The sequence below is a fragment of the bacterium genome, assembly GCA_019912885.1.
Classification (GTDB): Bacteria; Lernaellota; Lernaellaia; order JACKCT01; family JACKCT01; genus JAIOHV01.
Map to the genome: position 1 here is coordinate 65,025 of JAIOHV010000140.1, position 23,345 is coordinate 88,369.

Below are 23,345 nucleotides of genomic sequence, written 5' to 3' on the forward strand. Positions count from 1 at the left end.
CCTCTTTTCCGGACTTCGGTTCGCGCGCGTGCGGTTTATAGCGCCGCTTGCGCGAGGACACAACCGACGCCGACTATACTAAATTGATCGAGAAAGTCAAGAATGATCGTCCCACAGCGAGGCGGACCATCTAAATCGTGAAATTTGCTACATATTCTCTCTGCGCCTCGGCCTTATCCACAAGGTCTTGCAGGCTCCAGTTCCCGAAAACGCCCTGCATGGCGCCGCGCGCCTCGCCCCAGACCAGCGCGAGCGTCAGATCGACCTCGTTTTGCGGCGTCAGGCCGTTTTCGCCGGCACCGGGATATTGAACGATATCGCCCTCGAAAAATTCAATGATGTCCTGGACCTTGATCTGCGAGGGCCGCCGCGCGAGGAGATACCCGCCATCGGAGCCTCGGCGCGAATCGACGAACCCCGCCTGGCGAAGCTGGCGGAGGATCGCCTCGAGAAAACGGATGGGGATGTTCTGCCGCTCGGCGATCGTTCCGATCTTGATCGGCGCCTGGCGCTCATGCCGCGCGAGGTGGAACATCGCCTTCAAGCCATAATAGCATTTTTGCGAAACGAGATTGGACAAGACACTCTCCGCGCGGCGCCCGCCAATCACGATAAATTGGCGGCGCGGGAAGTCAAGGAGAAAGAGGATCGGGGATCGAGGATCAAGGATTGAGTGAATCACAAGCGCCGGGAGCGCAGACGTCCCGCCTGCTTCGGAGACGGGCTTCACCTCTCGACGCACTCCAAAAACCACGCTCGTGTCTTCCCAAATCGGCCGCTCGCGGGACGCCTGCGCTTCCGGGAGGTTCCTCGCTCCCAAAGGTTACGGCGCGCTGGTGTAGCCGCGGAAGGCGTCGAACTCCACGGTGCCTTCAGGCGGGCCTTCGGTCGCGAACTTCACGCCGGTCATGTCGCCGGGAAGACCCACACCTTCGTAATACGTTTCGAGATTCACGCACGCCGTCGCGGCCTGATCGACCTTCACTTCGTAACTCGCATTGACGCGATCGACCATCACATCGATCGCGTACCATTCGTCGTACGCGATCCCCGCGAGACAGGTCACCCACGCGCCGAGGCTGTGGTCGTACGCCTTGATGTCGCCGTCGCGGAAGAAAACCATCATGCGCCACGGGTGGCTGATGCCGTCCTCGGTGTAATAGGTGCCGAATCCGCCGTGCGTGTCCGCGCGGATGCGCATGCTGACTTGCACGCCGTAGGTATCCGGCAGCGGTGCCGGTTCCTCGAAATACAACGAAGCCCACGTTTCGCGGATGCCGTCAAACGAAAGGTTGTCGTCGAGGATCTGCAGGATGCTTCCGCCCGGCGGCGTGAACAGCGGCCACACGCGCGGGAAGGTGCCATTCCAGGGATCGTTCGAGAACGACCACGGCGCGCCGGGCACCGACCCGATCGTCCAGCTCTCGAAGTTGTCGTAGTAGAGGATGTCGAACTGATAGTCTGATTGCAGGCCGAGGTTGCCGAGAAAATCCTCGGGCAGGATCTTCAACGCCGTCGTCCCGGGGAATTCGAGACTGAACGGCGCCACCTCGGTGAACGTGCCGGGTTGACCGGGAACGGGGTCGGAGCCGTCGAGTGTGTAGTACACCTCGGGATCCGTATCCGCGAGATCCGTGCAGTTCACGGTGACCTGCAGCGGACCGATGCCGAGCGGCGCGTACGGGCCGCCATAAGTTCCGGAATCGGGATCGGTCACGCACACCGGACCTTCGTAGTCGAACCGGTACAACTCTTCCTGGGGCAGCTCCTCATTGTCGTACACGTCGATCGCGAAAAACTTCACGGTCGTATCCGCGAGGACGCCGCTGATCGTGACCGGCGTCGGTCCGGACATCGTTGTTCCGCCGCCCGGTACGGGATCGCTGCCGTCCGTCGTGTAGTAGATCGTCGGCGTCGGGTCGTCGTTGTCCACCGCCGTCAACGTCACGCCGATCGTGTCGTTGAACCATCCGCCATCGGGCGTCGCCGTCGTGACCGGCGCTTCCGGATCGACCGTGTCGTCGTCGGCGTCGTCGTCGATGTCGTCATCGTCGATGTCGTCATCATCGGTGTCATCATCGTCGAGGTCGTCGTCGATGTCGTCATCCTCGAAGTCGTCATCGTCGAAGTCGTCATCGGAAAACGAGTCGTCGTCTCCCGGCTGCGTGTCGTCGTCGCCGAAATCGGAATACGTCAGACCGGGGCGGCCGCCGTCGTCATCGTCATCGTCGTCCCCGCACGAACAGCCCGCGACGGCAAGCGGAATCGCCAGAACCAGAGCCGCTGCAAACGTAAAATTTTTCATGGCGTACCTCAGCTTTTTTTAATCGGCGCGTGAGCCGAAAACCCCAAGCCGACGCCGCGGGCTCCCGTCACGCCAAACTGCGCGGTGTCGATCTTCCCCATTGTTCATGCAGTATACCAAGGACCTGAAAAAACAGAAGGCATTTTCCGAAAAAATTTCCGAAAAATTGACTTCAAGATTACGGAAATCATTACGAAATTACCCGCGTACGCGCCTGCGGCTACGAATCCACATCATGAATCATCATTCAATTGTCGTCGTATGAATTTGGCGACTGCCTATTCACGCGGGATGACGCACGACGATCCCCGCCACGCGATTCAAAACGGGCGTATCGCCGCGGTTCGATCACGCGTGTTTCGCGCGGCGCCGGTCGCCGTGTCCGCGCCGTCGTCGATCGCGCCGAGCCGGAGCCGGACTTGCCCTTGGCGCGCGCGGGCCGATCATGATACAGCATGTCCCCTCGCGATCCTTTTGAGCGCGGGATTCTCTCGTCGCTTCGCGCACGAATCCGAGATCGACGCATGCCGCAGGTCATCGCTCTGGCCAACCGCAAAGGCGGTGTGGGAAAGACGACGACGGCCATCAACCTGGCCGCCGGACTTGCGCTCGCCCGCCGCAAGGTGCTGCTGGTCGATCTCGATCCGCAGGCCAACGCCACAAGCGGCCTCGGCGTCGGCACGGGCGACCGCGATCCGAACGTGTACGACGTCCTGGTCGGCCGCGCCGCGATGACGTCGGTTGTGCGGCGCACGGAAACCGGCCGCCTGTTTCTGGTGCCGAGCGCGCGCGATCTGGCCGCGCTCGAAATCGAATTGGCCAACGCCGACGACCGTGCGTTCTATTTGCGCCGGGCGCTCGAGCCGATGCGCCGCGAGTTCGACTACGTGCTCATCGACGCGCCGCCGTCGCTGGGCATCCTGACCTTGAACGCGCTCGTCGCCGCGGACGAGGTGATGGTGCCGCTGCAGACGGAATATTACGCGCTCGAGGGGCTGACGGAGATGATGGAGACGATCGACATGGTGCGCCGCCAGGTCAACGCCGACTTGCGCGTCGGCGGCATCATCCTGACGATGACCGACCGGCGCACGAATCTGGCGCGCCAGGTGGAGGAAGAGGTGCGCGCGCATTTCCCGGTCGAGACCTTCGAGACGACCATCCCTCGCGGCATCCGCCTGGCGGAAGCGCCGAGCTTCGGCAAGACCATCTTCGAATACGACATCCGCAGCTCGGGCGCGGACGCCTATCTCGCGCTGGCGCGCGAGCTGGTGCGCCGCGAGAAGGCGATCATCGCGGAGGCCGCCGGCGGATGACCTCGAAGAAGCGACCCGCGCTCGGCAAGGGATTGTCCGCGCTGCTTGCCGGCAAGGAGACGGACGCTCCGTCCGCCGCGCGCACCGGCGAAACGCCCGCGCCGGGCGCGGGCGAGGTGACGCGCCTTTCCGTCGAGGCGATCGTGCCGAACCCGCGCCAGGCGCGGCGCCTGTTCGAGTCCGGTTCGCTTGCCGAGCTGGCCGCGTCGATCCGCGAGGCGGGCATCCTGCAACCGCTCGCGGTGCGCCGGCGCGACGACGGCAAATACGAGCTGATCGCGGGCGAGCGCCGGTTCCGCGCGGCGCGCATGATCGGGCTTTCGAGCGTGCCGGTCGTCGTGCTCGACGCGAGCGGGCGCGAGTCGTCGATCATGTCGCTCATCGAGAACATGCAGCGAGAGAATCTGAATCCGATCGAGGAGGCCGAAGGCATCGCGCGTCTGATGGACGAATTCGATCTGACGCAGGAGCAGGTTTCCGAACGGATCGGCAAGAGCCGCAGCGCGGTCGCCAATTCCGTGCGTCTGCTGAATTTGCCGGACGAGGTGAAAAAGGGGCTTCTCGATGAAACGATCACCGCCGGTCACGCGCGGGCGATCGCGGGCCTCGCGGACATCGGCCTTTTGCTCGCGGCGTACGAGCGCATCGTGCAAAACGATTTGTCCGTGCGCGAAACCGAGCGCATGGTCGCGGGCTTCGCGCGCCGCGACGAGCCCGGGGAGCCGGAGGCCGCGGATCCGCCGGTGCGCGAGGCGCGGCGTCGCGACGCGAACCTCGAGGCTTATGTCGGCGAGCTTTCGCAGACGCTCGGGCGGAAGATCACGGTGAGCGGCGACGAAAAGAAGGGCCGTGTGGAGTTGCACTACTTTTCGCGCGAGGACAGGGACCGTATGCTGGAGCAACTTCACGACTTGGGAAAATCCCGGTCGTCCTGACCGGTCTTACACAAGCAACGCCATTTCGGGGCGCGTCGGCGTCCGTGAGAAGGAGGAGGAACATGGTTGATGAGATGGGGGGCTTCCCGAAGGACGTCAACGCCTTCATCGGCAAGAACAGCGAGTTCGTCGGCAAGCTGACCTTTGACGGCACGGTGCGCATCGACGGCAAGGTCGACGGCGAAATTTTCTCGAAGGGCACGCTGATCATCGGCCCGGGCGCGCAGATCAAGGCCAAGGTGAACGTGGATGTGGTCATCGTGTCCGGCACGATCACCGGCAATATCCACGCAAAAAAGCGTACGGAGCTTCGCGCGCCGGGCAAGCTCTACGGCAACATCGCGACGCCGTCGCTGGTCGTCGAGCAGGGCGTCATCTTCGAGGGCAACTGCAAGATGGAAAACCTGCCGGCCGACGTGGAAACCGAGGACAAGGGCGACAAGACCGAAAAGTCCGAGCGGCCGAGCCAGCCGAACCTGCGCGCCGCGGACAGCGGCCGCGAGCGCGAGCGCGGAGCGTAAACCCGCGGCCTATTTCTTTTTTGACCTGGCGACATGCGCCCGGATCGCCTTCGCGAATCCGGGCGCGTTGATGTCAAGCTCGGTCAACAGATGATCGAGAGATATGGGCGGATCCGTGCAGTCGCGAACTTGTGCGCGAAGCACGTCGGTAACGCCGTCAGGATCGGACTCGAAAATTCGCGTCATGAATACGTCGGGCTTCATCGCGACGACGCCAGGCGGAAGCTTGCTGAAATGCCGGGTGTTCGCGGTGACAATGATGGAAGCCCGCGATTTGACGGCGACGGCGGAAACATGCCGGTCGTGGGGATGATTCGGCATCGTCGGTATCAGAGCGTTGAAATCCGTTACGTCGGCATCCGGAAAGCCTTCATTCAAGATACTTCGTAAACGCGCAGCACGTTCGGGCTTTGACATGCGGCGCGCCACGAGCGTCCGCACCAATTCATCGAGGATGTTTTGCGATCAACGGACCTGAATCAGCCCCGACTCCGCGAATCGCAGCAGGGTGTCGCGAAGGGCGGCGGGTACGAGGACATTTGTGTCGAGCACGGCAATCGGAACCGCCATGATGCCTTAGGAACCCGATTCATTCCGCTTATGATCGTCGATTTGCCAGCCATATCCTCCCGCTTCTTCAGTAATCCGCACGAGCTTGCGCAACGCGGCCCGGCGCCTGCGGTCACGCATTTTTTTATAGGCGAGAACATCCTGCAGTTGCACGCGGCGATGACTGCCCGTGCGTCGCGCGGGCAATGCTCCTTCTTCAATCAGGCGAACGAGATATTGTCTCGATACATTCAGGATGTCGGCGGCTTGCTTGGTCGTGAGTTCGGCGTCAACGCGTACGACCGAAACCGAATCGCCGCGCGCAAGCGACTCCGTAGCTTTCGCCATCACCTGAAGCACGGAATGGGGGATCTTCGATGACTCTCCGTCGGGTCCGACGAACCGGCTTTTTGGACGCCGCCCTTTCGTTTTTGCCAGCGCGACCTTCAAAACCTTGGCTATCTCGGCGACCTCGTCGATCTCGCCCTTGGGTACCGATATCGTAGTCCGGGACTGCGTAACCCGCCGCGTGTCGCGATCGTTTTCGGATACCATTTTCAAAATCACCTCCACGTTTCACATTATTGAAAATTCGACCCAAACGCAACCAGGCCCGCGCGGTCGCCCGGGCCATTCGGCGAGCGATCATCCGGAGGGGCGAGATTGATCTTCGTCAACACGCCCCTAAAGCATCCCCGGTTTTCTTACGATAAGTTCCGCACGATTATTTTCGGTCCCGGACGGCGCGCGCAGGGGCCGCGCGCTTGATTCCCGGGCCGATTTTCATAGGCGGATTCCCATCGTGCGTTCGCGGACGGTTGTTCTTGCGATCCTTTTTGTCGCGGCGTTCGCGTTATTCGCGGCGCCGGCGGCGGCTCAATCCCACGACGAAGGCGACGCTGGCGGCGAGTCCGCCGGCGCCGGGTCGCACGACGCGCAGGCGGCACATGGCCACGGCGAACTCGGCAAGGAGCTTTCGCTTGTGTGGGCGATTCCGTTTGCCGCGATTCTGCTTTCGATCGCCCTGTTTCCGCTCGTGCTTCCGCATTTCTGGCACAAACACTTTCCGAAGGTGAGCGCCGTTTGCGCGCTCGCGTTCGCCGTGCCGTTCCTCGTTGGATACAAGATGCAGGCCGTGTCCGCGATCTGGCACATCGTCATCGCGGATTTCATCCCGTTCATCATTTTGCTTTCGGGCCTATTCACCGTGGCCGGCGGCATCGTCGTCCGCGGATCGTTTCGCGGATCGCCCGCGGTGAACGTCGCGATGATCCTCATCGGCACGATCCTGGCCTCCTGGATCGGCACGACCGGCGCGGCGATGGTGATGATCCGCCCGTTGCTGCGCGCGAATGCGTGGCGCAAGCGCCAGGCGCATGTCGTCGTCTTTTTCATCTTCCTCGTCGCCAACATCGGCGGATCGCTGACCCCGCTTGGCGACCCGCCGCTGTTCCTCGGATTCCTGCACGGCGTGCCGTTTTTCTGGACGATGAAACACGTCTGGCTGGAAACGTCCTTCGTCGCGGCGCTCGTGCTCGCCATCTTTTACGTCTGGGACACCGTGATGTATCGCCGCGAGTCCGCGCCGCCCGCCGACGGCGAACGCGAGCCCCTGCGTATCGAGGGCGCGCACAACTTCCTGTTCCTCCTTGGCATCGTCGGCGCGGTGCTGTTTTCGGGCATGGTCGAACTCGGCGAGATCCCGATGGGCTTTGGCGTGCACGAGTCCGTACAGAATCTCATTCGCGATTTCGCCATCGTCGTCATCGCCATCTCCGCCTACAAATCGACGCAGGCCTCGATGCGCGAGGCCAACAGCTTCACGTGGTTTCCGATCCTGGAGGTCGCGTACCTGTTCGCGGGTATCTTCGTCACAATCATCCCCGCGCTCGAGATCCTGAAGGCCGGGCAGGAGGGCGCGCTCGGCTTCCTGGTGTCCGCGGTGAACACGCCGCCCCGCTACTTCTGGGCGACGGGCGTCTTGTCGAGCTTTCTCGACAACGCGCCGACGTACCTCACGTTTTTCAATGCCGCGCTCGGCCAGCTCTACCCCGGCGTGGCCGAGGCGCAGGCGGTGCCGCACCTCATCGGCGCTGCCGCGGGCGGGCCGCCGCCGGGCATCGACTTCCTCGCGGCGATCTCCGTCGGTGCGGTGTTCATGGGCGCGAACACCTACATCGGAAACGCGCCGAACTTCATGGTAAAATCGATCGCGGAAGAGGCGGGCATTCCGATGCCCACGTTCTTTGGCTACATGCTGAAGTATTCGATTCCGGTTCTCGTCGTCGTCTTCCTGCTGATGACACTCGTTTTCTTCTAAAAGGAGGCGCCCCTTGAGCGCGGCTTATTTCGAATTCGTGCTGACCGGCAACGAGCAGGAGATTCGCGACCTTGTCGCCAACGCGCGAGCGACGATGGGCGCCAACGTCGCCGTCTTCATCTCCCGCGATGTCGGCATCCACGGAGAGACGCGCTTGCACAAGGCGTTGCAGATGGTGCGTCTGGAAAAAGCGCACCTGCACGTGCTCGTGCCCGCCGCGGTATTCGACGATTTCCGCGCGATGGCCGCGACGGCGGCGGCGATCGACATCGAGTCGGCGCACGAGGTGCTTGAACAAAGCTTCAAGTTCCGGTTTCGCTGTTACAACAAGGAGAAGGCGCACGCGATCGCGAGACTGTTCAATCCGCCGCCCGAGGGCGTCACGATGCGCAACTACGAATTCAAGCAGCGCGACGACCCGGAAGCCAAGGGGCAGGAGCTCTACACGCCGACGCACGACTTCGAATACGTCGGACACGGCGAAGCGACCGGCGAGCTGCCGAGGCTCGTCGCCATGCACCGCCGGGCCGAGGAAGAACCGCTCGTCGAGCTTTCGGAGATCCACCTGACGCTCGGCGCGGACGTCGTCAAAAACGATTGACCACGGAGAACACGGAGTCCACAGAGGTATTTCCGTGTTTCCGTCGTCGGATGGAAAAACAGCGCGCATCGGGTCGTTTTTTCCCCTCCGTGTCCTTCGCGCTCTCTGTGGTGAACGGTGTTTTGCGCCTCCTGCGATGAGTTTACAGTCTTTCAGCCTTCTAGCCTCCTACAAGCCCTTTGCGTCTTTGCGGTAAATATCGTAAATAACGCGCCGGACAAACGTGGTCGTCCTTGCCGGGCGGCTTGGGGACATCGGGTATGATCGAAGTCAACTGGACGCTCGGATACGTCGTCGTTTTGTTTCTGGCGCTCCTCGTTTTTCTGGGGCGCGTTCTGATCACGCCGGTGCGCAAGGTGCTCGACGCGCGCGAAGCGGCGCACGAGGCGCCCGCGAACGCGGCGCGCGAGCTTCGCCGCCAGGCTCAGGAGTTGCGCGCCGATCTCGAAACGAGGCTCGAGGAAGCGCACACGCAGGCCCAGCGCGTGTCCGCCGCGCTCGCGGAGGAGTCCGCGCGACAGCGTGAGTCGGTGTTCGGCGAGGCGCGCGGCCAGGCCGAGCGCATCATGAAAGAGACGCGCGCGAACCTGCAATCGACCGTCGCCGCCGCGCGCGAACGCCTGGACGCCGACGCCCGCAAGCTCGCCGACCAGCTCGCCAAAAAGCTGCTCGAAACCGCGTAAGCGCAAGTCTCACGCGGAGACGCGGAGCGCGCGGAGGTCGCCGAGTCAACAGAGCCGCGCGCGTCAGCAAGCGGTTAACCGGTTCGAATCAAGGGCTGGCTGTCGGAAGAGCTACGTACCCGCACCCGATCTCGCTTCTCAATTCTCGCTCCTCACTCCTCGCATTCGTGATATGATGCATCCCTCTTTTCGGGGGTAGTGCATGTCATATCGCGTGCATGTGTTCCGGGGATACCTGTTCCTGGTGCTGGCGGTGGGGTGCGTCGTGGCGGCGCTTGCCGGGTGCGACACCGGCGGCACGCCGATCGCCGTCGCGGACGACAATGATGACGTGGCGGATGACGATGACGATTCCGCGAGTGCGGACGATGATGAGATGGACGATGACGATGCCATCAGCGAGTTCGGTGACGATGCGGCGGGTGATCGCGACGCGGAGTTCGCGACCCGCTGGATCGACGCGACCGGGTTCACTTTCGACGACGGCCCCGTCCATGGCGAGTTGATCGAGGGCGGCGCGCTGGGCGGCGAGGGTTTCGACGTGGCACGGTTTACCGACGGACAATTCGTGGTCATTGCGACGATGGGTTCGTTTCTATTGGAACTTCGCGAAACACCAGACGGCGATTGGACATGGTCGGAAATCATTCGCGCTTGGGGCCGATACGTTCTTGATGTTTCCGTAGCGACCGATTCGCAAGATCATATCCATATCGCGTATTGCGACTCGAATTTTGATATCCGCTACGCGACAAATGCCGGCGGCGATTGGGCGGACGAGACCGTCCTCATCGTGGCTTTGGATTCATTCGTGTGCCCGAGAACGGCGATCACGATCGACTCGAAAAGTCACGCGCGTGTTCTGGTCGGGGCCTATCACGGGCCGATCTATCTGGAGCAAACGGACGCGGGGTGGACCGCGGCAGAGTTCGACCCGCGATTTGATCTCGGGTACACGGTCGCGATTGCCGTTGACGCCGAGGATCACGTTCACGTCGCATACGACGGAGATTCTTATCCGCCGCAATACGCGAACAACGCCGGAGGGATCTGGCAATTTCAGGACATCGACGATGCAGGCTATCTTGGCGGCGCGATGGCGCTTGATGCGGCAGGCGTCGTGCATGTGACGTACACGCGGAGTGACGGCGTTCGATATTACGCCAACAATACGAACGGCGCTTTTCAGCGGGAGGTCGTCGACAACACCTCGCGCTCCGGTTGCGCGATCACGTTTGACCCGCGCGGTGACGTTGCCATCGCTTATGTGGGCGACTCGAACTTGCGGTACGCGCGGCGGACGGGCCCGGCGTGGGAAATCGAAGTGCTACCAGGTACGACGGCGGCTAGCAGCGGCGAATTTCGCCTTGCATTCGACGGCGACGGCGCACCGATCGTATTTCACGATCCAAATGGCGAACAGCTCGATAAGATTGCTCGCGACGAATCCGAATGGATATCAACGACGCTACCGTTTGCGGGTGCGATCTATCTCGAATCCGGTTCGATCGCGATTGATGAGGCGGGCACGGCGCGGCTTGTTTACGAGTTGGACGGGAAAATCGGTATTGCCGCCTCAAGTGATAGCGGCTTAAAAAAACGGGCCATGAATGTCGGGAGTTGCCGGAGCGGATTCGATGCCGCGAGTTCATCCGACGGGTCGCTCTCGGTCATTTGCTCCGACATAAACAAGCTCGTCGCCTGGGAGATTCGCGATGACATGGCGATGCGGACGACGCTCGCGACTGGCGAAAAGCATTACAGCCCGTCGATTGATCGTGACGATGCGGGCCACAGCCATGTCTGTGGTTTCGACCCGGATACTCGCGAGCTAAAGTATTGGACAAATTCGAGTGGTGAATGGACGTCCGAGGCGTTGCCGCCAGGTAAGATGTATGAGCACTCCGCACCATGCATCGTTCTACGCGCGAAAAGTGGTGTTGTGAACATCCTGTATCGAACCGAGGAGAAAGTAACGCACGTCTTTGGCGAAAGGGGTTCATGGTTGACGCAAGCGCTCAGCGAAATTCCAGACGCGGGCGATTCGTATAACGGCACAGGTTTCCGGTGGCTCGGACTTGCGCCGACACGCGACGGCGTGACGTACGCGACGGTCACCCGTGTAGATTGGCGGACGACGCCACACCAACTTACGCGCGTTTACTATCAAACGTATTTTTTCGAGCGCGAAAACAATGCGTGGCGGCGGAAAAACACATGGTTTGATGTCCCTGGAGTCCGACTCGGCTCAGACTCATTTTCGACACTTGTTGGCGGTTTCGATTTTGTGAATCGAGTAAAATCAAGGATTTACGCGCCGAATTTTGGAAAATCGTCGAAAATGTAGTGGTAAAAAAGCGCGTCTGCATGTGGATTAGCTGTTGACAGCAGCGTCGTTGGCATTGAATGTGACCGCATGTTTGTACGGCTGCGGCGTAGTGTGCAGGGCGGGAAGACCTACGAGTACCTGCAAATTTGCGAATCCTACCGGGAAGGCGCGAAGGTCAAACAACGGCTGATCGCGAATCTCGGGCGCATCGAGCATTTGCGGGCGTCGGGCCAGCTCGACGGCGTGCTGACAAGCCTCGCGAAATTCAGCGATCGCGTGCGCGTGATCGAGGCCCACCGCACGCAGGGGATGGTGGCGCGGTCGGCGAAATCCTGGGGTCCGGCGCTGGTTTTCGGCCGTTTGTGGGAGCGGCAGGGTTTGCCGCACGTGCTGGGGCGTCTGGCCGCTGGCCGGAAGTTCGCGTTCGACCCGGAGCGCGTGGCGTTTGCGCTGGCCTTGCAGCGGCTGTGCGAACCGGGCAGCGATCTTCAAGGCTCGGAGTGGTTGAAAGACGTCGAGGGTCTGCCCGAGATCGGCCTGCACCAGATGTACCGCACGGTCGGCTGGCTTGCCGAGGTCCGCGAGGAATTGGAGCGCATGCTCTTTTTTCGCGACCGCGACCTGTTTCATCAGGAGATTGACCTGGTCTTCCTGGACACGACGAGCACGTACGTCTATCGCGACCAGGAGACGGCGTTTTGCAAACGCGGTTACTCCCGCGACAAACGGCCGGACCTGCCGCAGATGGTGCTGTGCGTCGCGGTGGATCGATCCGGCTGGCCGATCGCGTGGGAGGTCTTTCCCGGCAACACCGCGGACAAGGACGCCTTCACGCACGTGGTCACGCGCCTGCGCGAGCGCTTTCAGATCCGGCGCGTCGTCGTCGTCGCGGATCGCGGGATGATCTCGAAGGACTCGATCGAGCTGCTCACGGGGGATAAAGAGGCGCCGTTCGATTTCATCCTCGGCTGCCGGATGCGCCGGGACCTCGACGTGACGGACCTTCTGCACATGACGCGCGAGTTCGACGAGATCGCGCCCGGCCTCGGCGTGGCGGAGCGGACCCTCGAAGGCAAGCGCTACGTCGTCTGTTACAACGAGGTCGAGGCGAAAAAGGACGCCGCCGCGCGCGAGGCGATGGTCCAGTCGCTCATGGAAAAACTCGAAGCCGGCGAGTCGAAGAGCCTCGTCGGAAACACCGGGTATCGCCGATTCCTGAAAGGCGAGAAGTGGCAAAAAAGGGGACAGTCACCTATTACTACTGTGTCATAAACGTTTCGTGCCCACAGCAGGGGCAGTGCCCGAGATTTTTGGTGAGGTATCGTGCGCATTCAAGTCGTTTCGTGGCGATGGACGCGGGGCTGTGTCGTTCGGGACGAACCGGGGGCGCCTCTTGGCCGAAAACCTTTGGGTAGGCGAGCGGCTTTGAGGAAGGCCAGAGGCTCTGGGGGGGAAAGCCTCGCCCGCTCCGCGACGAGGAAGGCATACGCCGCGACGCAAAGGGCACCGTGATGGTGGAACCCCCTCCATCCGCGGCCTTCGTAGTGCCCGAGCCCGAGTTCCTGTTTCATTTCTTCGTAATCCCGCTCGATCCGCCAGCGCAGTTTCACCAGGCGCACCAGATCGTCGAGGGGGACCATCCCCGGGGCCGAGGACAGGGTGTATTTCGTCGGTTCCTTCTCGTTTTTGGGCCATTCGACGAGCAGCCATTCGCGCTCGCGAAGCTCGGACTTTTTATAGTCCCGATGCGCCGCGCGCACCCGGAGGGCCGCAAAGCGCGAGACCAACGCGCCTTTCGTTCCCTCGCGCCAACACACGTCCCGCCACGCGCATTCCGTGGTAGATGATTTTCACGCGAAATGGGGTTGGAGGGACGAAACGCCGTAAATCATGAAGCCGAAAAAGGCGCGTGTTTCGCTTCCGCTTTTCCAGACGGATCTGATTCGCTCCATCGACAAGAAGCACTCCCTTTACGACTTGGCGCACAACTTGGGATTGCCCGCGTTCGAACCGGCTTTTGGCGACTGCTACGCGACGGAAGATAACGACATTCGTGCCGGCCGGGCTCGGCGACCCCGGGCGCGCAACGCAATGAAACAAATCGATGCAACATCAGCGAAACAACGCGAAACATTACGCCGCAACGATCCCGCCAGACATTAACAATCATCAAATAAAACAATAACTTCCGGTGCGGAACGCCGCTTGGCACGGATCGTGGTCTATCCACCCTCGTGATGCTGCAGTTCCAGGAAGTCCCCCAATCGAGACGAGGTGCGTGGATGCGTTTGGCGTGGATGACGACTTTCGTACTTTTGCTGGCTGCGGCAAGCCCGCCGGCTTTCGCGACCGAGACTCTGACACTCGAGCGCGCGATCGACCTGGCGCTCGCGGGCAATCGGGAGATTCAGGCCGCGCAATACGACCGCAACGCGGCCGGTTTCGGAGTCGGCGAGGCGGTCAGCTATTACCTGCCGCACGTTTCGGTGCAGGCGATCCACATGCAAACAAACAACCCCGTGATGGCCTTCGGTACGTCGCTGAACCAGGGGACGTTCTCGCTGATGGAATTCCAGACGACCGATCCGAACGAGCCCGACGTCACCGACGACTACATCACACGCATCGAAGGGACGCAGGCGATCTTCGGCGGCGGGAAGATCCTGACCGGCATCCACCAGGCCCGCCGCATGGTTCAGGCGGCCGGACACGCGCGCGACTGGCAGAAGGTCGATGTGCGTTTCCGCGTCACCGAGGCGTATTACAACGCCCTGCGCGCGCGGCGCTTCGTGGCGCTGACCGAGCAGGTGATCGCCACGATGGACCGCCACGTGAAGACGGCGGGCGACTATTACGACCAGGGCCTTGCGCTCGAATCCGACAAGTTGCAGGCCCAGGTGTATCGCGGCGAGGCGAAGCTCGCGAACGTCGAGGCGTCAAACCATTATCGCCTGGCGATCGAGAACCTGAACTTCCTGCTTGGCGCCGAACGCGGCAAGGCGTGGGATCTCGCGGAACCGCCGGATTTCGAATGCGGGGCCGGAGAACCGGATGCGCTCGTTGACGAGGCGCTCGCCAGGCGCGCCGACCTTGCCGCGATGATGCGCAAGGTCGATGTCGCGCGCGCCGGGCAGGCGATGGCCGCGACGGGCTTTGTCCCCACCGTGGGGCTGAAGGCCGAATACAATTTTCATGACGACGAGGAATGGCTCGGCGATCAGGCGGAAGACTGGTCGGTTTTCCTTGTGGCCAACTGGGAAATCTTCGACGGCGGGCGCGATGTCGCGAAGGTCGGCAAGGCCGTCAACGAGGCGCGCGCCGCCAAAACGCGCCTTGCGCACATGCGCGAGGGCGTCGCGCTGCAGGTGATGGAAAAGCGGCTGAACCTTTCGGCCGCGGAGCAGAAATTCGCCGTCGCGTCCGCGTCGGTGACGCAGGCCGAACGCGCGCTCGAAATCCAGACCAACCGCTTTGAAAGCGGCCTGCTCAAGATCGGCGATCTGCTCGACGCGCAGACAAACGACACCAAGGCGAAAACCAACGAACTCAACGCCACCTACGACCTGATTCTCGCGCGGCTCGCGCTTCGCCACGCCGTTGGCGATCAGCAGTGCGGCCCGGACGCCGAAACGACGGAAGGGAACTGATATGAAAACCAAAAAGAGCACGATCCTTGTCGCGTTCGCGGCGTTTGCGGCGATCGCCGCCGCGGGCTGCGGGCCCGGCGCGACCACGACGCCCTACGTCGAGCCGCCCGTCGCCGAGGTGCGTGTCGAAACACCCGGCGGCGCCGAATCCGGCGCGTTTTTCCAGACCGTCGGCCGCGTGAAGAACGTGCGCGAATCGACCCTCGCCTCGAAGGTCATGGGCACGGTGCGCGACATCAAGGTGAAGGCGGGCAGCAAGGTGCGTCGCGGGCAGACGCTCATGCGCATCGACGACGCGGATATCGCCGGCAAGGCGCAGCAGGCTGCCGGCGCGCTCGCGCAAGCCAGGGCGGCGCTCGCGATTACGGAGGCCAATCACAAGCGCTTCGTGACGCTGTTCGAATCCGGATCGGCGTCCAAGGCGGAGCTCGACAAGGCGACGTTCGATTACGACGCGGCAAGGGGCGCGCTGGAGCAGGCACAGGGCGCCGTCGCCGAGGCCGCAAGCTACCTCGCCGAGGCCCGCGTCGCCGCGCCGTTTGATGGCGTTGTCGTCGACACGATGATCGAGGAGGGCGAGATGGTCGCGCCCGGCCGGCCGCTCGTGCGCATCGAGGGCCAATCCGCGCTGGAGTTCGAGACGACGGTCAACGAACGCGACGTTGCGTTCATCGAGATCGGGCAAAAGGCGCCGGTCCTGCTCGACGCCGTGTCCGGCGAAAAATCGCAAATCGACGGCGAGATCAGCGAGATCGTGCCGGCCTCCGACGGAACGCACAGCCAGGTCGTTCGCATCGCGCTTGTTGACGGTGCGGAGGTTCGGTCCGGCCTGTTCGGGCGCGTGCGTTTCGCGAAGCCGGACGGCGCGGCGAGCGCGCGGCTTGCGCCGTCGGACCGCGTCGTGCGTCGCGGGCAACTGGCGGGGGTGTGGGTCGTGGATCACGGCGATCGCGTGCGTCTGCGCCTCGTGCGCGAGGGGCGTGCGTCCGGCGACAGGACGGAGATCTTCGCGGGCGTCCTCGCGAAGGACCGCATCGTGACCTCCGACATCTCCGAACTCATCGACGGCCAGCCGGCGAAGGTGGTGAACTGATGGACGCGAAGGAACGCGAGGTTCTGCGGCGGCACTTCGAACGAAAAAAGCTCGGCGTCTCCGGGCGGATCGCCGCCGCGTTTCAGGCGAACAAGCTGACGCCGCTTCTGGTGCTGTTCGCGTTTTTCCTCGGCGCGCTCGCGCTCGCGATCACGCCGCGCGAGGAAGAGCCTCAGATCATCGTTCCGATGATCGACATCTTCGTGCCGTCGGCGGGGCTCTCGCCCGAGGAGATCGAGACGCTCGTCACCGACCCGATGGAGAAGCTGCTCTGGGAGATCACGGGCGTCGAGCATCTCTACTCGGTGTCGCGCCCGGGTCTTTCGATGGTGATCGCCCGCTTCAAGGTCGGCGAGAACGAAGAAGACAGTCTGGTGAAGGTCTACAACAAGCTGCACGGCAACGCGGACCGGATTCCGCACGGCGTGGGGCAGCCGCTCATCAAGCTGCGCACGATCGACGACGTTCCGGTCATGGCGGTGACGCTGCACTCGAAACTCTACGATCATTACATGCTGCGCCAGGTCGCGGGGGAATTGGCGACCGAGCTCAAGAAGGCGCCCGACGTCGCGGACGTGACGTTCATCGGCGGGCAGCGCCGGCAGGTGCGCGTCGCGATCGATCCCGCGCGCCTCGCGGGGTTCATGGTCTCGCCGTTGCAAGTGTTCGGCGCGCTTTCGCGCGATAACGCGAATCTTCCGGCGGGCGCGTTTGCCAAGGGCGGCAAGAATTATCTCGTGGAGGTCGGCGACTTTTTCCGCGACGCGCGGGACGTCGGCAATACGGTCGTCGCGGTTTACGGCGGCCGGCCCGTGTATCTGGCCGACGTTGCGGAAGTGATCGACGGACCCGAGGAGATCGCGAATTACGTCTTTCACCGCGCGGGCGCGACGCACGCCGCCGCAAAGGACGCGGGCGATTCCGACTGGCCGTTCGCCGATGAGGCGGCGGTGACGATCGCCGTCGCCAAGCGGCGCGGCGCGAACGCGACCGATTTGACGACCGCGCTTTGGAAGCGCGTGCAGGACCTGAAAGGCGATGTGATCGTGTCGGGCATCGACGCGACGCTCACGCGCGACTACGGCTTCACCGCGAAGGAAAAATCAGACGAGTTGATCTTCCACATGGTGCTTGCCACGGTGGCGGTCATCATTTTGATGGGCGTGTTTCTCGGCGTGAAGGAGGCGGCGGTCGTCGCGGTCGCCGTTCCGATGACGCTCTCACTTACGCTCTTCACGAGCTATTTTTTCGGCTACACGCTCAACCGCGTTACGCTGTTCGCGCTCATCTTCGCGATCGGGATTCTGGTGGATGACGCGATCGTCGTGGTCGAGAACATTCACCGCCACGCGCGCATGAAGTGGGCGCCGCAATCGGTGATGACGCCATACGCTGTGGACGAGGTCGGCAACCCGACGATCCTCGCGACGTTCACCGTCATCTTCGCGCTCATGCCGATGGCTTTCGTCTCCGGAATGATGGGCCCGTACATGAGCCCCATTCCCATCAGCGCGTCGGCGGCGATGTTCTTCTCGCTTGTCGTCGCGTTCGTGGTGACGCCGTGGATGGCCGGCGGGCTGATGACGCTTTCGGAGCGCGTGCGCGCAAGGCTCGGCAAGGGCGAGGCGGCGCACGACGCCGAACACGGCGCGGGCCGCATCGACGCGGTATATCGCCGGCTCATGGAGCCGCTGGTCGAGAACGCGAAGCTGCGCAACCTCGCGCTGGCGTCGGTCGTCGTTCTGCTGTTCGCGTCGATGTCGCTTTTTTACGTGCGCGCGGCGAAGGTGAAGATGCTGCCGCACGACAACAAGTCGGAGTTCCAGGTCGTCATCGACGCCGACGAGGGCACGACGCTCGAGGAAACGACCGCACTCGCGCGCGAGATCGCCGACGCGCTCGCGAAGGACCCGATGGTCGCCGACCTGCAGATCTACGCGGGCACGAGCGGGCCGATCAACTTCAACGGCCTGGTTCGCCACTACTTCCTGCGCCAGGGACCGACCGTCGCCGATGTGCAGGTGAATCTTTTGCCCAAGCACGACCGCGCCGAGAAGTCGCACGACATCGCGCGCCGCCTGCGGCCGACGATCGACGCCATCGCGGCGAACCACGACGCAACGGTGATCGTCGCCGAGGTTCCGCCCGGCCCGCCGGTGTGGGCGACAATGATGGCCGAGGTATACGGTCCGAATATCGAGGGCCAGCGCAAGTTCGCCGCGGACATCGAGCGCGTCTTTACCGAGGCGCCGGGCATCACGGATGTCGATCGGTGGGTGGAGCGCGAGCAGGCGAAGTTCGCCTTCACGGTGGACAAGGCCAAGGCGGCGCTTTCGGGCATCACGACCGAGCAGGTCACGAATACTGTGGGCCTCGCGCTGTACGGCAAATCCGCCGGTCTTTTGCACACCGGCCGCGACCGCGAGCCGGTGGAGTTGATGGTGCACGTGCCCGAGCCGTTGCGCTCGTCGGTCGAGGACATCGAAAGCATCAAGGTCCACGCCGGCGACGGGCGACTTGTCGCCGTGCAGTCGGTGACCGAGCGCGACACGCGCGGGCAGGAGCCGTTCATCTATCGCAAGGACCTGCGTCGCGTGGTGTACGTGACCGGCGAGGTCGTGGGCGAAGACGAAAGCCCCGTCTACGGCATCCTCGACACGAAGGACACCATCGCGAATCTCGTCGCGCCGGACGGCGCCAAGGCCGCGCAACTGTTCTCGGGAATGCCCGAGGACGAGAGCACGTATTCGGTCAAGTGGGATGGTGAGTGGCAGATCACGCACGACGTATTCCGCGACATGGGCATCGCCTTTGGCGTGGTGATGATTCTCATCTACATCCTGGTTGTCGCGTGGTTTCGCAGCTTTGCGACACCGTTCATCATCATGACCCCGATCCCGCTGACGCTGATCGGCATCATCCCCGGGCATTGGCTCACGGGCACGTATTTCACCGCCACGTCGATGATCGGTTTCATCGCGCTCGCGGGTATCGTCGTGCGCAATTCGATCCTGCTCGTCGATTTCATCGAACAGGAACTCGACGCGGGCGCGGAATTGAAGGAAGCCGTGTTGCAGGCGGGCGCGGTGCGTTTCCGGCCCATTGTCCTGACGGCGGCGGCGCTTGTCATCGGCGGCGCGGTCATCATGCTCGACCCGATCTTCTCCGGGCTCGCGGTCAGCCTGATTTTCGGCGTCACGATTTCCACCGCGCTCACGCTCGTCGTGATTCCGCTTTCCTACTACATGTTCCGCAGGCACGAGATCCGCGTTCACGGCGACGTGCTGCACCACCATCAGGAGGACGCGGCATGAAGATGCTGATGATCATCGTCGACGACAAATTCCGCGACACGGTCGAGGTCCTGCTCGAGGAGCACGCGGTCGTCGGTTTCACGGAGATTCCGACCGCGTTTGGCGAGGGGATGCACGGCAAGAAATTCGCCTCGCGCCTTCATCCGGGCGCGAACTCCATCGTCTTTTCCATCGTCACGGACACGCACGCCGAATCCATCAAGGAGGCGCTCGTCGGCGCCTGCCGCCGGGATCCCGCGTGCGAGAAACCCATCCACATCGCCACGATGAACGTGGAAGAATTCATCTGAGGAAAGGAAAGTTTATGAACCTCAACGAAGCGCTACGGCTGATCGCGGGAGCTTTCATTCTCATCTCCGTCGTCATCGGTTACGCCGTGACACCGTGGGCGTACGCCTTCACCGCCTTCGTCGGCGTGAACCTCGTGCAGTCCGCGTTCACCAGGTGGTGCCCGATGATGTCGCTGCTGCGCGCGTGCGGGCACAAGGATGACGGCGCCTCCTGCGCGAGCTGATTGACCGCCGTCCACGCACCCGAATCGCCCCGATCGCCCCACGCCGGGGCGTTTGGCGTTTTTGGACCCGTCCACGGCGCGGGGGCGTGCCGGTCCTGCACGTCAACGGCCAAACAATATAGAAGATTTTTCTTTTCGCCCCATCGCAAACGTGATAGAAACATTTTCATGAATTTGTAGGGAGGCATGATGATTCATCAGGTCCGACAAGCGTTTGTCATCGCGCTTCTCTGCGCGGCGGTCGGCTTCAACCTGGCGTCCGCTTGCGGTGATGACGACGACGATGATGATAGCGGCGATGATGGCGACGCGGCCTGCCCGATCCCGGGCGATGATCTTGGCGACGAACCGATCAGCGCCGTCGTGAACGATTGCGAGGAAATTGGCCTTGCGATCATTGTCGAGGCGTTCGGCGCGAACGACGACTTCACGATCCGCCAAATCCGCGGGCAGTACGCGATCACAAACGAATACACGTATTACCTGCGTGGCGCCGGGCTCTCCCCGGATACGGCGTGCTACGAGCGTCTGTCCGGCGCCGGAACTTTCACCGTGCGTACCGAGTCCGATCGCTGTGAGGAGTCGATCGTCATCGACGTCGTGACCGCGGCGAATCCCGACGCGCGGGCGTTTTGCCGGTTTTCGGTCGACGCGTCCGCGGATTGCGGCGACGACGGCGGATCCGGCGAGGGCACGGATGACGACGACGATGGCGACGACGTCAACGAGGCCTACGAAATGTGCGTCGCGTTCTATGTCGGATGCGGCGTGACCGTCGATGATGCCGAATTGGCTTGCGACTACATCAAGGACTACGCCGACTTCTGGAACGATTGCTTAGACGACGCGATGGCTGACTACTTTGCCTGCCTGCACGATGCGGGATGTACCGGCGGCGCCGCCGCGAATGAATGCGCGAATCAGTTCTCCGAAGACGTGATCGATTGCGACGGCCTCGACGATGACGGCGACGATGATGACGGTGACACTTATTGCAGCGGCGCGTACGCGGCGCTCTACAACGATTGCGGCATGGCTATCGCGGACGATACCGGCCAACTCTCCGAATCCGAGGCGGTTGCGGCCTGCGAGTCGGGCGATCCGTTTGCCGACTGCGTGGCGGGATGCGTCTGGGTTTCGGAATTCTGCGAGGACGTGGAGGAATGCGTCGGGGAATATTGCTGATCGCGTCCGATGACAGATCGTGAATTCGAGGGAGGCGACGCATGGAAAACTTGATGACGCGCCTGGGATTCGGCGCCGCATGCGCGGTTCTTATCGTCGCTCTCGTGCCGGCGTGCCTGTCGAGCGGCGGCGGCGGCGACGACGATGACGGCGACGCGGCAAAACGTGCATCGTGCCCGATTCCGGGCGAAAGTCTGAAATCCGTGCCTTACCAGGATTATGTCGGCGACTGCACGGCGCTTGGGCTCACGTTGGTCATCAAGGAACTCCGACAAAACGAGGACCAGACGATCCGGGAGGTGCGTGGTCGTTACGCCATCGGCAACGCGAACGTCTATTATCTGCGCGGCGCGGGCACGCCCGAAGGGGGCGATTGTTTTGTCGAGATCACCGGTTCGGGATCGTTCGCGGTGCGTTCGGAGGCATCCGCGTGTTCGAGCCGGACGACGGTTGGAGTCCTGACGGCCGCCGACCCGAGCGCGCAGGCGTTTTGCGAGCTGGTAGCCGTTTCGAATGACGGATGCGACGGCGAAGCCGACGATATCGACGACGACTTCGACGATGACGAATCTGACGACGACGCCGGGCCCGGTTGCGTTGACGCGATGAGCTTTCTCTTTGGCGACGACGGCTGCTTCACGCTCGTGGACGGCGAAGGCCATGTGATCGAGCCCGGGGAGCTTTGCAGCAATCCGGATTACGTCCATGAGCGTGACTGCTACATGGCGTGCTACGACAACAACGACGACTGCGACTCGATGGGCGAGTGCCTGGTGGACAACTGCGGCCTGTCGTTTTGATTTCCGCTCGCGACGGCGGCGCCGATGGTGAAGCGGGCGCGAACGGATGATGGAGGGAGGATACTCGATGACAAGCGAACGCATGCGGATTCAGGCGGGCGCCTTTATCGCCCTCGCGTGGCTTATCCTGTCCCTGGCGTGCATTGGCGGCGGGGATGATGACGACGACGATGACGGCAAGAGCGCGTCCTGCCCCATCACCTCGGATAAAATGGTCGAGGCGCCGTTTCGCGAAAGCGGCGGGCGATGCGACGATATCGGCCTGTCGCTCGTCGTCGACAAACTCTTGCTGAACCCCGACTTCACGATCCGCGAGGTGCGCGGACAATACGCCATCAACAACGGCAATACTTATCACCTGCGCGGCGCGGGTGTGTCCGACGACACGGCATGTTTTGCCACCATCTCCGGCGCGGGCGCGTTCGCCGTGCGCACCGAGTCGCTCGACTGTGAGGAGGAGGCCGTCATCGATGTCGTCGCGACGAACGATCCCGAAGCCAACGCGTTTTGCGATCTAACCGTGACCGCGACGATCGCGTGCGACGATGATAGTGACGGCCTGCCGGACGATGATTGGGACGATGACGGGGACGATGACTGGGACGACGACTGGGGCGACGACGATGACGACGGTTACTGCAGCGACGCGCTCGCCGCACTCTACAACGATTGCGGCATGGCGCTCGCGGACGATTCGGGGCAACTCACGGAAGCGGAGGCCGTCGCGGCCTGTGAATCGGGCGATCCATTTGCCAACTGCGTCGCCGGTTGCGTCTGGGTCTCGGAGTTTTGCGAGGACGTGGAAACGTGCGTGGCGGATAACTGCGGAGGTGTTGGCGACGACGACGATGACGCGGACGACGATATGACCGGCGCCTCATGCCAGGACGTCGCGGAGAGTATGTTCCTCGGCTGCGGCATTTCCTTCCTTGACGACAACGGCGACCCGCTCGACGAGCTTGCCCTCGAAGAGTGGTGCGACCTGTCCGAGGATTTCGTGAACGGCACCGGCGCCAAGACCGACAGCCCGACCTGGAACTGCTTCGCGGATTGCATCGAGGTCGGCACCTGCGACGTGAACTGCTTCAACGGCTGCCTTGAAACGCAGACCACAGGCGGTTGCGCGGACACCATCGCCGACATGTATGCGTGCGGCATCGTGTTCACGCTCGGCGACGACTACTTCGTGTTCGCCGAGGACGCCGCTCAGGTTTGCGACCTCATGGACAACGA

General features: G+C 62.7%; 22 protein-coding genes. 17 read left to right on the plus strand and 5 right to left on the minus strand.

Annotated elements, in window-relative coordinates; genetic code table 11:
• Nucleotides 1-130 precede the first annotated feature (130 nt).
• Both K8I61_11800 and K8I61_11805 read right to left on the minus strand, forming a co-directional pair.
• Entirely contained in the window at nt 131-580 is a 450-nt protein-coding gene (locus K8I61_11800) for an Rrf2 family transcriptional regulator (GenBank protein ID MBZ0272713.1), read from the minus strand.
• A 243-nt stretch (nt 581-823) separates the two neighbouring features.
• Nucleotides 824-2,305: a chitobiase/beta-hexosaminidase C-terminal domain-containing protein gene (locus K8I61_11805; protein MBZ0272714.1), complete on the minus strand. Its 1,482-nt coding sequence runs from the start codon at nt 2,303-2,305 to the stop codon at nt 824-826.
• A 524-nt stretch (nt 2,306-2,829) separates the two neighbouring features.
• Here K8I61_11805 and K8I61_11810 point away from each other — a divergent pair.
• The 3 genes from K8I61_11810 (at nt 2,830) to K8I61_11820 (ending at nt 5,077) form a co-directional block, all read left to right on the plus strand.
• Nucleotides 2,830-3,621 (plus strand): ParA family protein, encoded by a 792-nt coding sequence (locus tag K8I61_11810; GenBank protein MBZ0272715.1) that lies wholly within the window; start codon nt 2,830-2,832, stop codon nt 3,619-3,621.
• Complete coding sequence (locus K8I61_11815) at nt 3,618-4,556, plus strand: ParB/RepB/Spo0J family partition protein (protein MBZ0272716.1); 939 nt, start codon at nt 3,618-3,620, stop codon at nt 4,554-4,556. The genes K8I61_11810 and K8I61_11815 overlap by 4 nt, the downstream gene beginning before the upstream one ends.
• Before the next feature lie 74 nt (nt 4,557-4,630).
• Nucleotides 4,631-5,077 (plus strand): polymer-forming cytoskeletal protein, encoded by a 447-nt coding sequence (locus tag K8I61_11820; GenBank protein ID MBZ0272717.1) that lies wholly within the window; start codon nt 4,631-4,633, stop codon nt 5,075-5,077.
• A gap of 9 nt (nt 5,078-5,086) precedes the next feature.
• Here K8I61_11820 and K8I61_11825 read toward each other — a convergent pair whose 3' ends face one another.
• Nucleotides 5,087-5,494, minus strand: coding sequence for a hypothetical protein (locus K8I61_11825; GenBank protein MBZ0272718.1), 408 nt, complete (start codon nt 5,492-5,494; stop codon nt 5,087-5,089).
• Nucleotides 5,495-5,653: 159 nt separating this feature from the next.
• Nucleotides 5,654-6,187 carry an excisionase family DNA-binding protein gene (locus tag K8I61_11830; protein MBZ0272719.1) on the minus strand — a complete coding sequence of 178 codons (534 nt, stop codon included), beginning with the start codon at nt 6,185-6,187 and terminating at the stop codon, nt 5,654-5,656.
• 232 nt (nt 6,188-6,419) lie between these two features.
• On the opposite strand from K8I61_11830, the gene K8I61_11835 reads away from it, so the two are divergent.
• The 5 genes from K8I61_11835 to K8I61_11855 all read left to right on the plus strand — a co-directional run bounded on the left by K8I61_11835 (nt 6,420) and on the right by K8I61_11855 (nt 12,831).
• Entirely contained in the window at nt 6,420-7,946 is a 1,527-nt protein-coding gene (locus K8I61_11835) for a sodium:proton antiporter (GenBank protein MBZ0272720.1), read from the plus strand.
• 13 nt (nt 7,947-7,959) lie between these two features.
• Nucleotides 7,960-8,547 carry a hypothetical protein gene (locus K8I61_11840; GenBank protein ID MBZ0272721.1) on the plus strand — a complete coding sequence of 196 codons (588 nt, stop codon included), beginning with the start codon at nt 7,960-7,962 and terminating at the stop codon, nt 8,545-8,547.
• A gap of 260 nt (nt 8,548-8,807) precedes the next feature.
• Nucleotides 8,808-9,230 (plus strand): ATP synthase F0 subunit B, encoded by a 423-nt coding sequence (locus tag K8I61_11845; GenBank protein ID MBZ0272722.1) that lies wholly within the window; start codon nt 8,808-8,810, stop codon nt 9,228-9,230.
• A gap of 376 nt (nt 9,231-9,606) precedes the next feature.
• Nucleotides 9,607-11,577 (plus strand): hypothetical protein, encoded by a 1,971-nt coding sequence (locus tag K8I61_11850; protein MBZ0272723.1) that lies wholly within the window; start codon nt 9,607-9,609, stop codon nt 11,575-11,577.
• Nucleotides 11,578-11,646: 69 nt separating this feature from the next.
• Nucleotides 11,647-12,831 (plus strand): IS1634 family transposase, encoded by a 1,185-nt coding sequence (locus tag K8I61_11855; GenBank protein MBZ0272724.1) that lies wholly within the window; start codon nt 11,647-11,649, stop codon nt 12,829-12,831.
• 59 nt (nt 12,832-12,890) lie between these two features.
• On the opposite strand, the gene K8I61_11860 is transcribed toward K8I61_11855, so the two are convergent.
• Complete coding sequence (locus tag K8I61_11860; GenBank protein ID MBZ0272725.1) at nt 12,891-13,346, minus strand: transposase; 456 nt, start codon at nt 13,344-13,346, stop codon at nt 12,891-12,893.
• A gap of 103 nt (nt 13,347-13,449) precedes the next feature.
• Here K8I61_11860 and K8I61_11865 point away from each other — a divergent pair, with 103 nt between their 5' ends.
• From K8I61_11865 to K8I61_11905, 9 genes are all read left to right on the plus strand, one after another.
• Nucleotides 13,450-13,722 carry a hypothetical protein gene (locus K8I61_11865; protein MBZ0272726.1) on the plus strand — a complete coding sequence of 91 codons (273 nt, stop codon included), beginning with the start codon at nt 13,450-13,452 and terminating at the stop codon, nt 13,720-13,722.
• Between the two features lie 119 nt (nt 13,723-13,841).
• Nucleotides 13,842-15,206 carry a TolC family protein gene (locus K8I61_11870; GenBank protein MBZ0272727.1) on the plus strand — a complete coding sequence of 455 codons (1,365 nt, stop codon included), beginning with the start codon at nt 13,842-13,844 and terminating at the stop codon, nt 15,204-15,206.
• A 1-nt stretch (nt 15,207) separates the two neighbouring features.
• Nucleotides 15,208-16,299 carry an efflux RND transporter periplasmic adaptor subunit gene (locus K8I61_11875; GenBank protein ID MBZ0272728.1) on the plus strand — a complete coding sequence of 364 codons (1,092 nt, stop codon included), beginning with the start codon at nt 15,208-15,210 and terminating at the stop codon, nt 16,297-16,299.
• Entirely contained in the window at nt 16,299-19,613 is a 3,315-nt protein-coding gene (locus K8I61_11880) for an efflux RND transporter permease subunit (protein MBZ0272729.1), read from the plus strand. The genes K8I61_11875 and K8I61_11880 overlap by 1 nt, the downstream gene beginning before the upstream one ends.
• Nucleotides 19,610-19,903 carry a hypothetical protein gene (locus K8I61_11885; GenBank protein MBZ0272730.1) on the plus strand — a complete coding sequence of 98 codons (294 nt, stop codon included), beginning with the start codon at nt 19,610-19,612 and terminating at the stop codon, nt 19,901-19,903. The genes K8I61_11880 and K8I61_11885 overlap by 4 nt, the downstream gene beginning before the upstream one ends.
• A gap of 14 nt (nt 19,904-19,917) precedes the next feature.
• The gene (locus K8I61_11890; GenBank protein ID MBZ0272731.1) at nt 19,918-20,127 is read left to right on the plus strand and encodes a DUF2892 domain-containing protein; all 210 of its coding nucleotides are present in this window, start codon (nt 19,918-19,920) and stop codon (nt 20,125-20,127) included.
• Between the two features lie 189 nt (nt 20,128-20,316).
• On the plus strand, nt 20,317-21,312 hold the full coding sequence (locus K8I61_11895) for a hypothetical protein (GenBank protein ID MBZ0272732.1): 996 nt from the start codon (nt 20,317-20,319) through the stop codon (nt 21,310-21,312).
• 41 nt (nt 21,313-21,353) lie between these two features.
• The gene (locus K8I61_11900; GenBank protein MBZ0272733.1) at nt 21,354-22,112 is read left to right on the plus strand and encodes a hypothetical protein; all 759 of its coding nucleotides are present in this window, start codon (nt 21,354-21,356) and stop codon (nt 22,110-22,112) included.
• A 67-nt stretch (nt 22,113-22,179) separates the two neighbouring features.
• Nucleotides 22,180-23,345: hypothetical protein (locus K8I61_11905; protein MBZ0272734.1), on the plus strand; the 1,166-nt coding region annotated here is incomplete at its 3' end.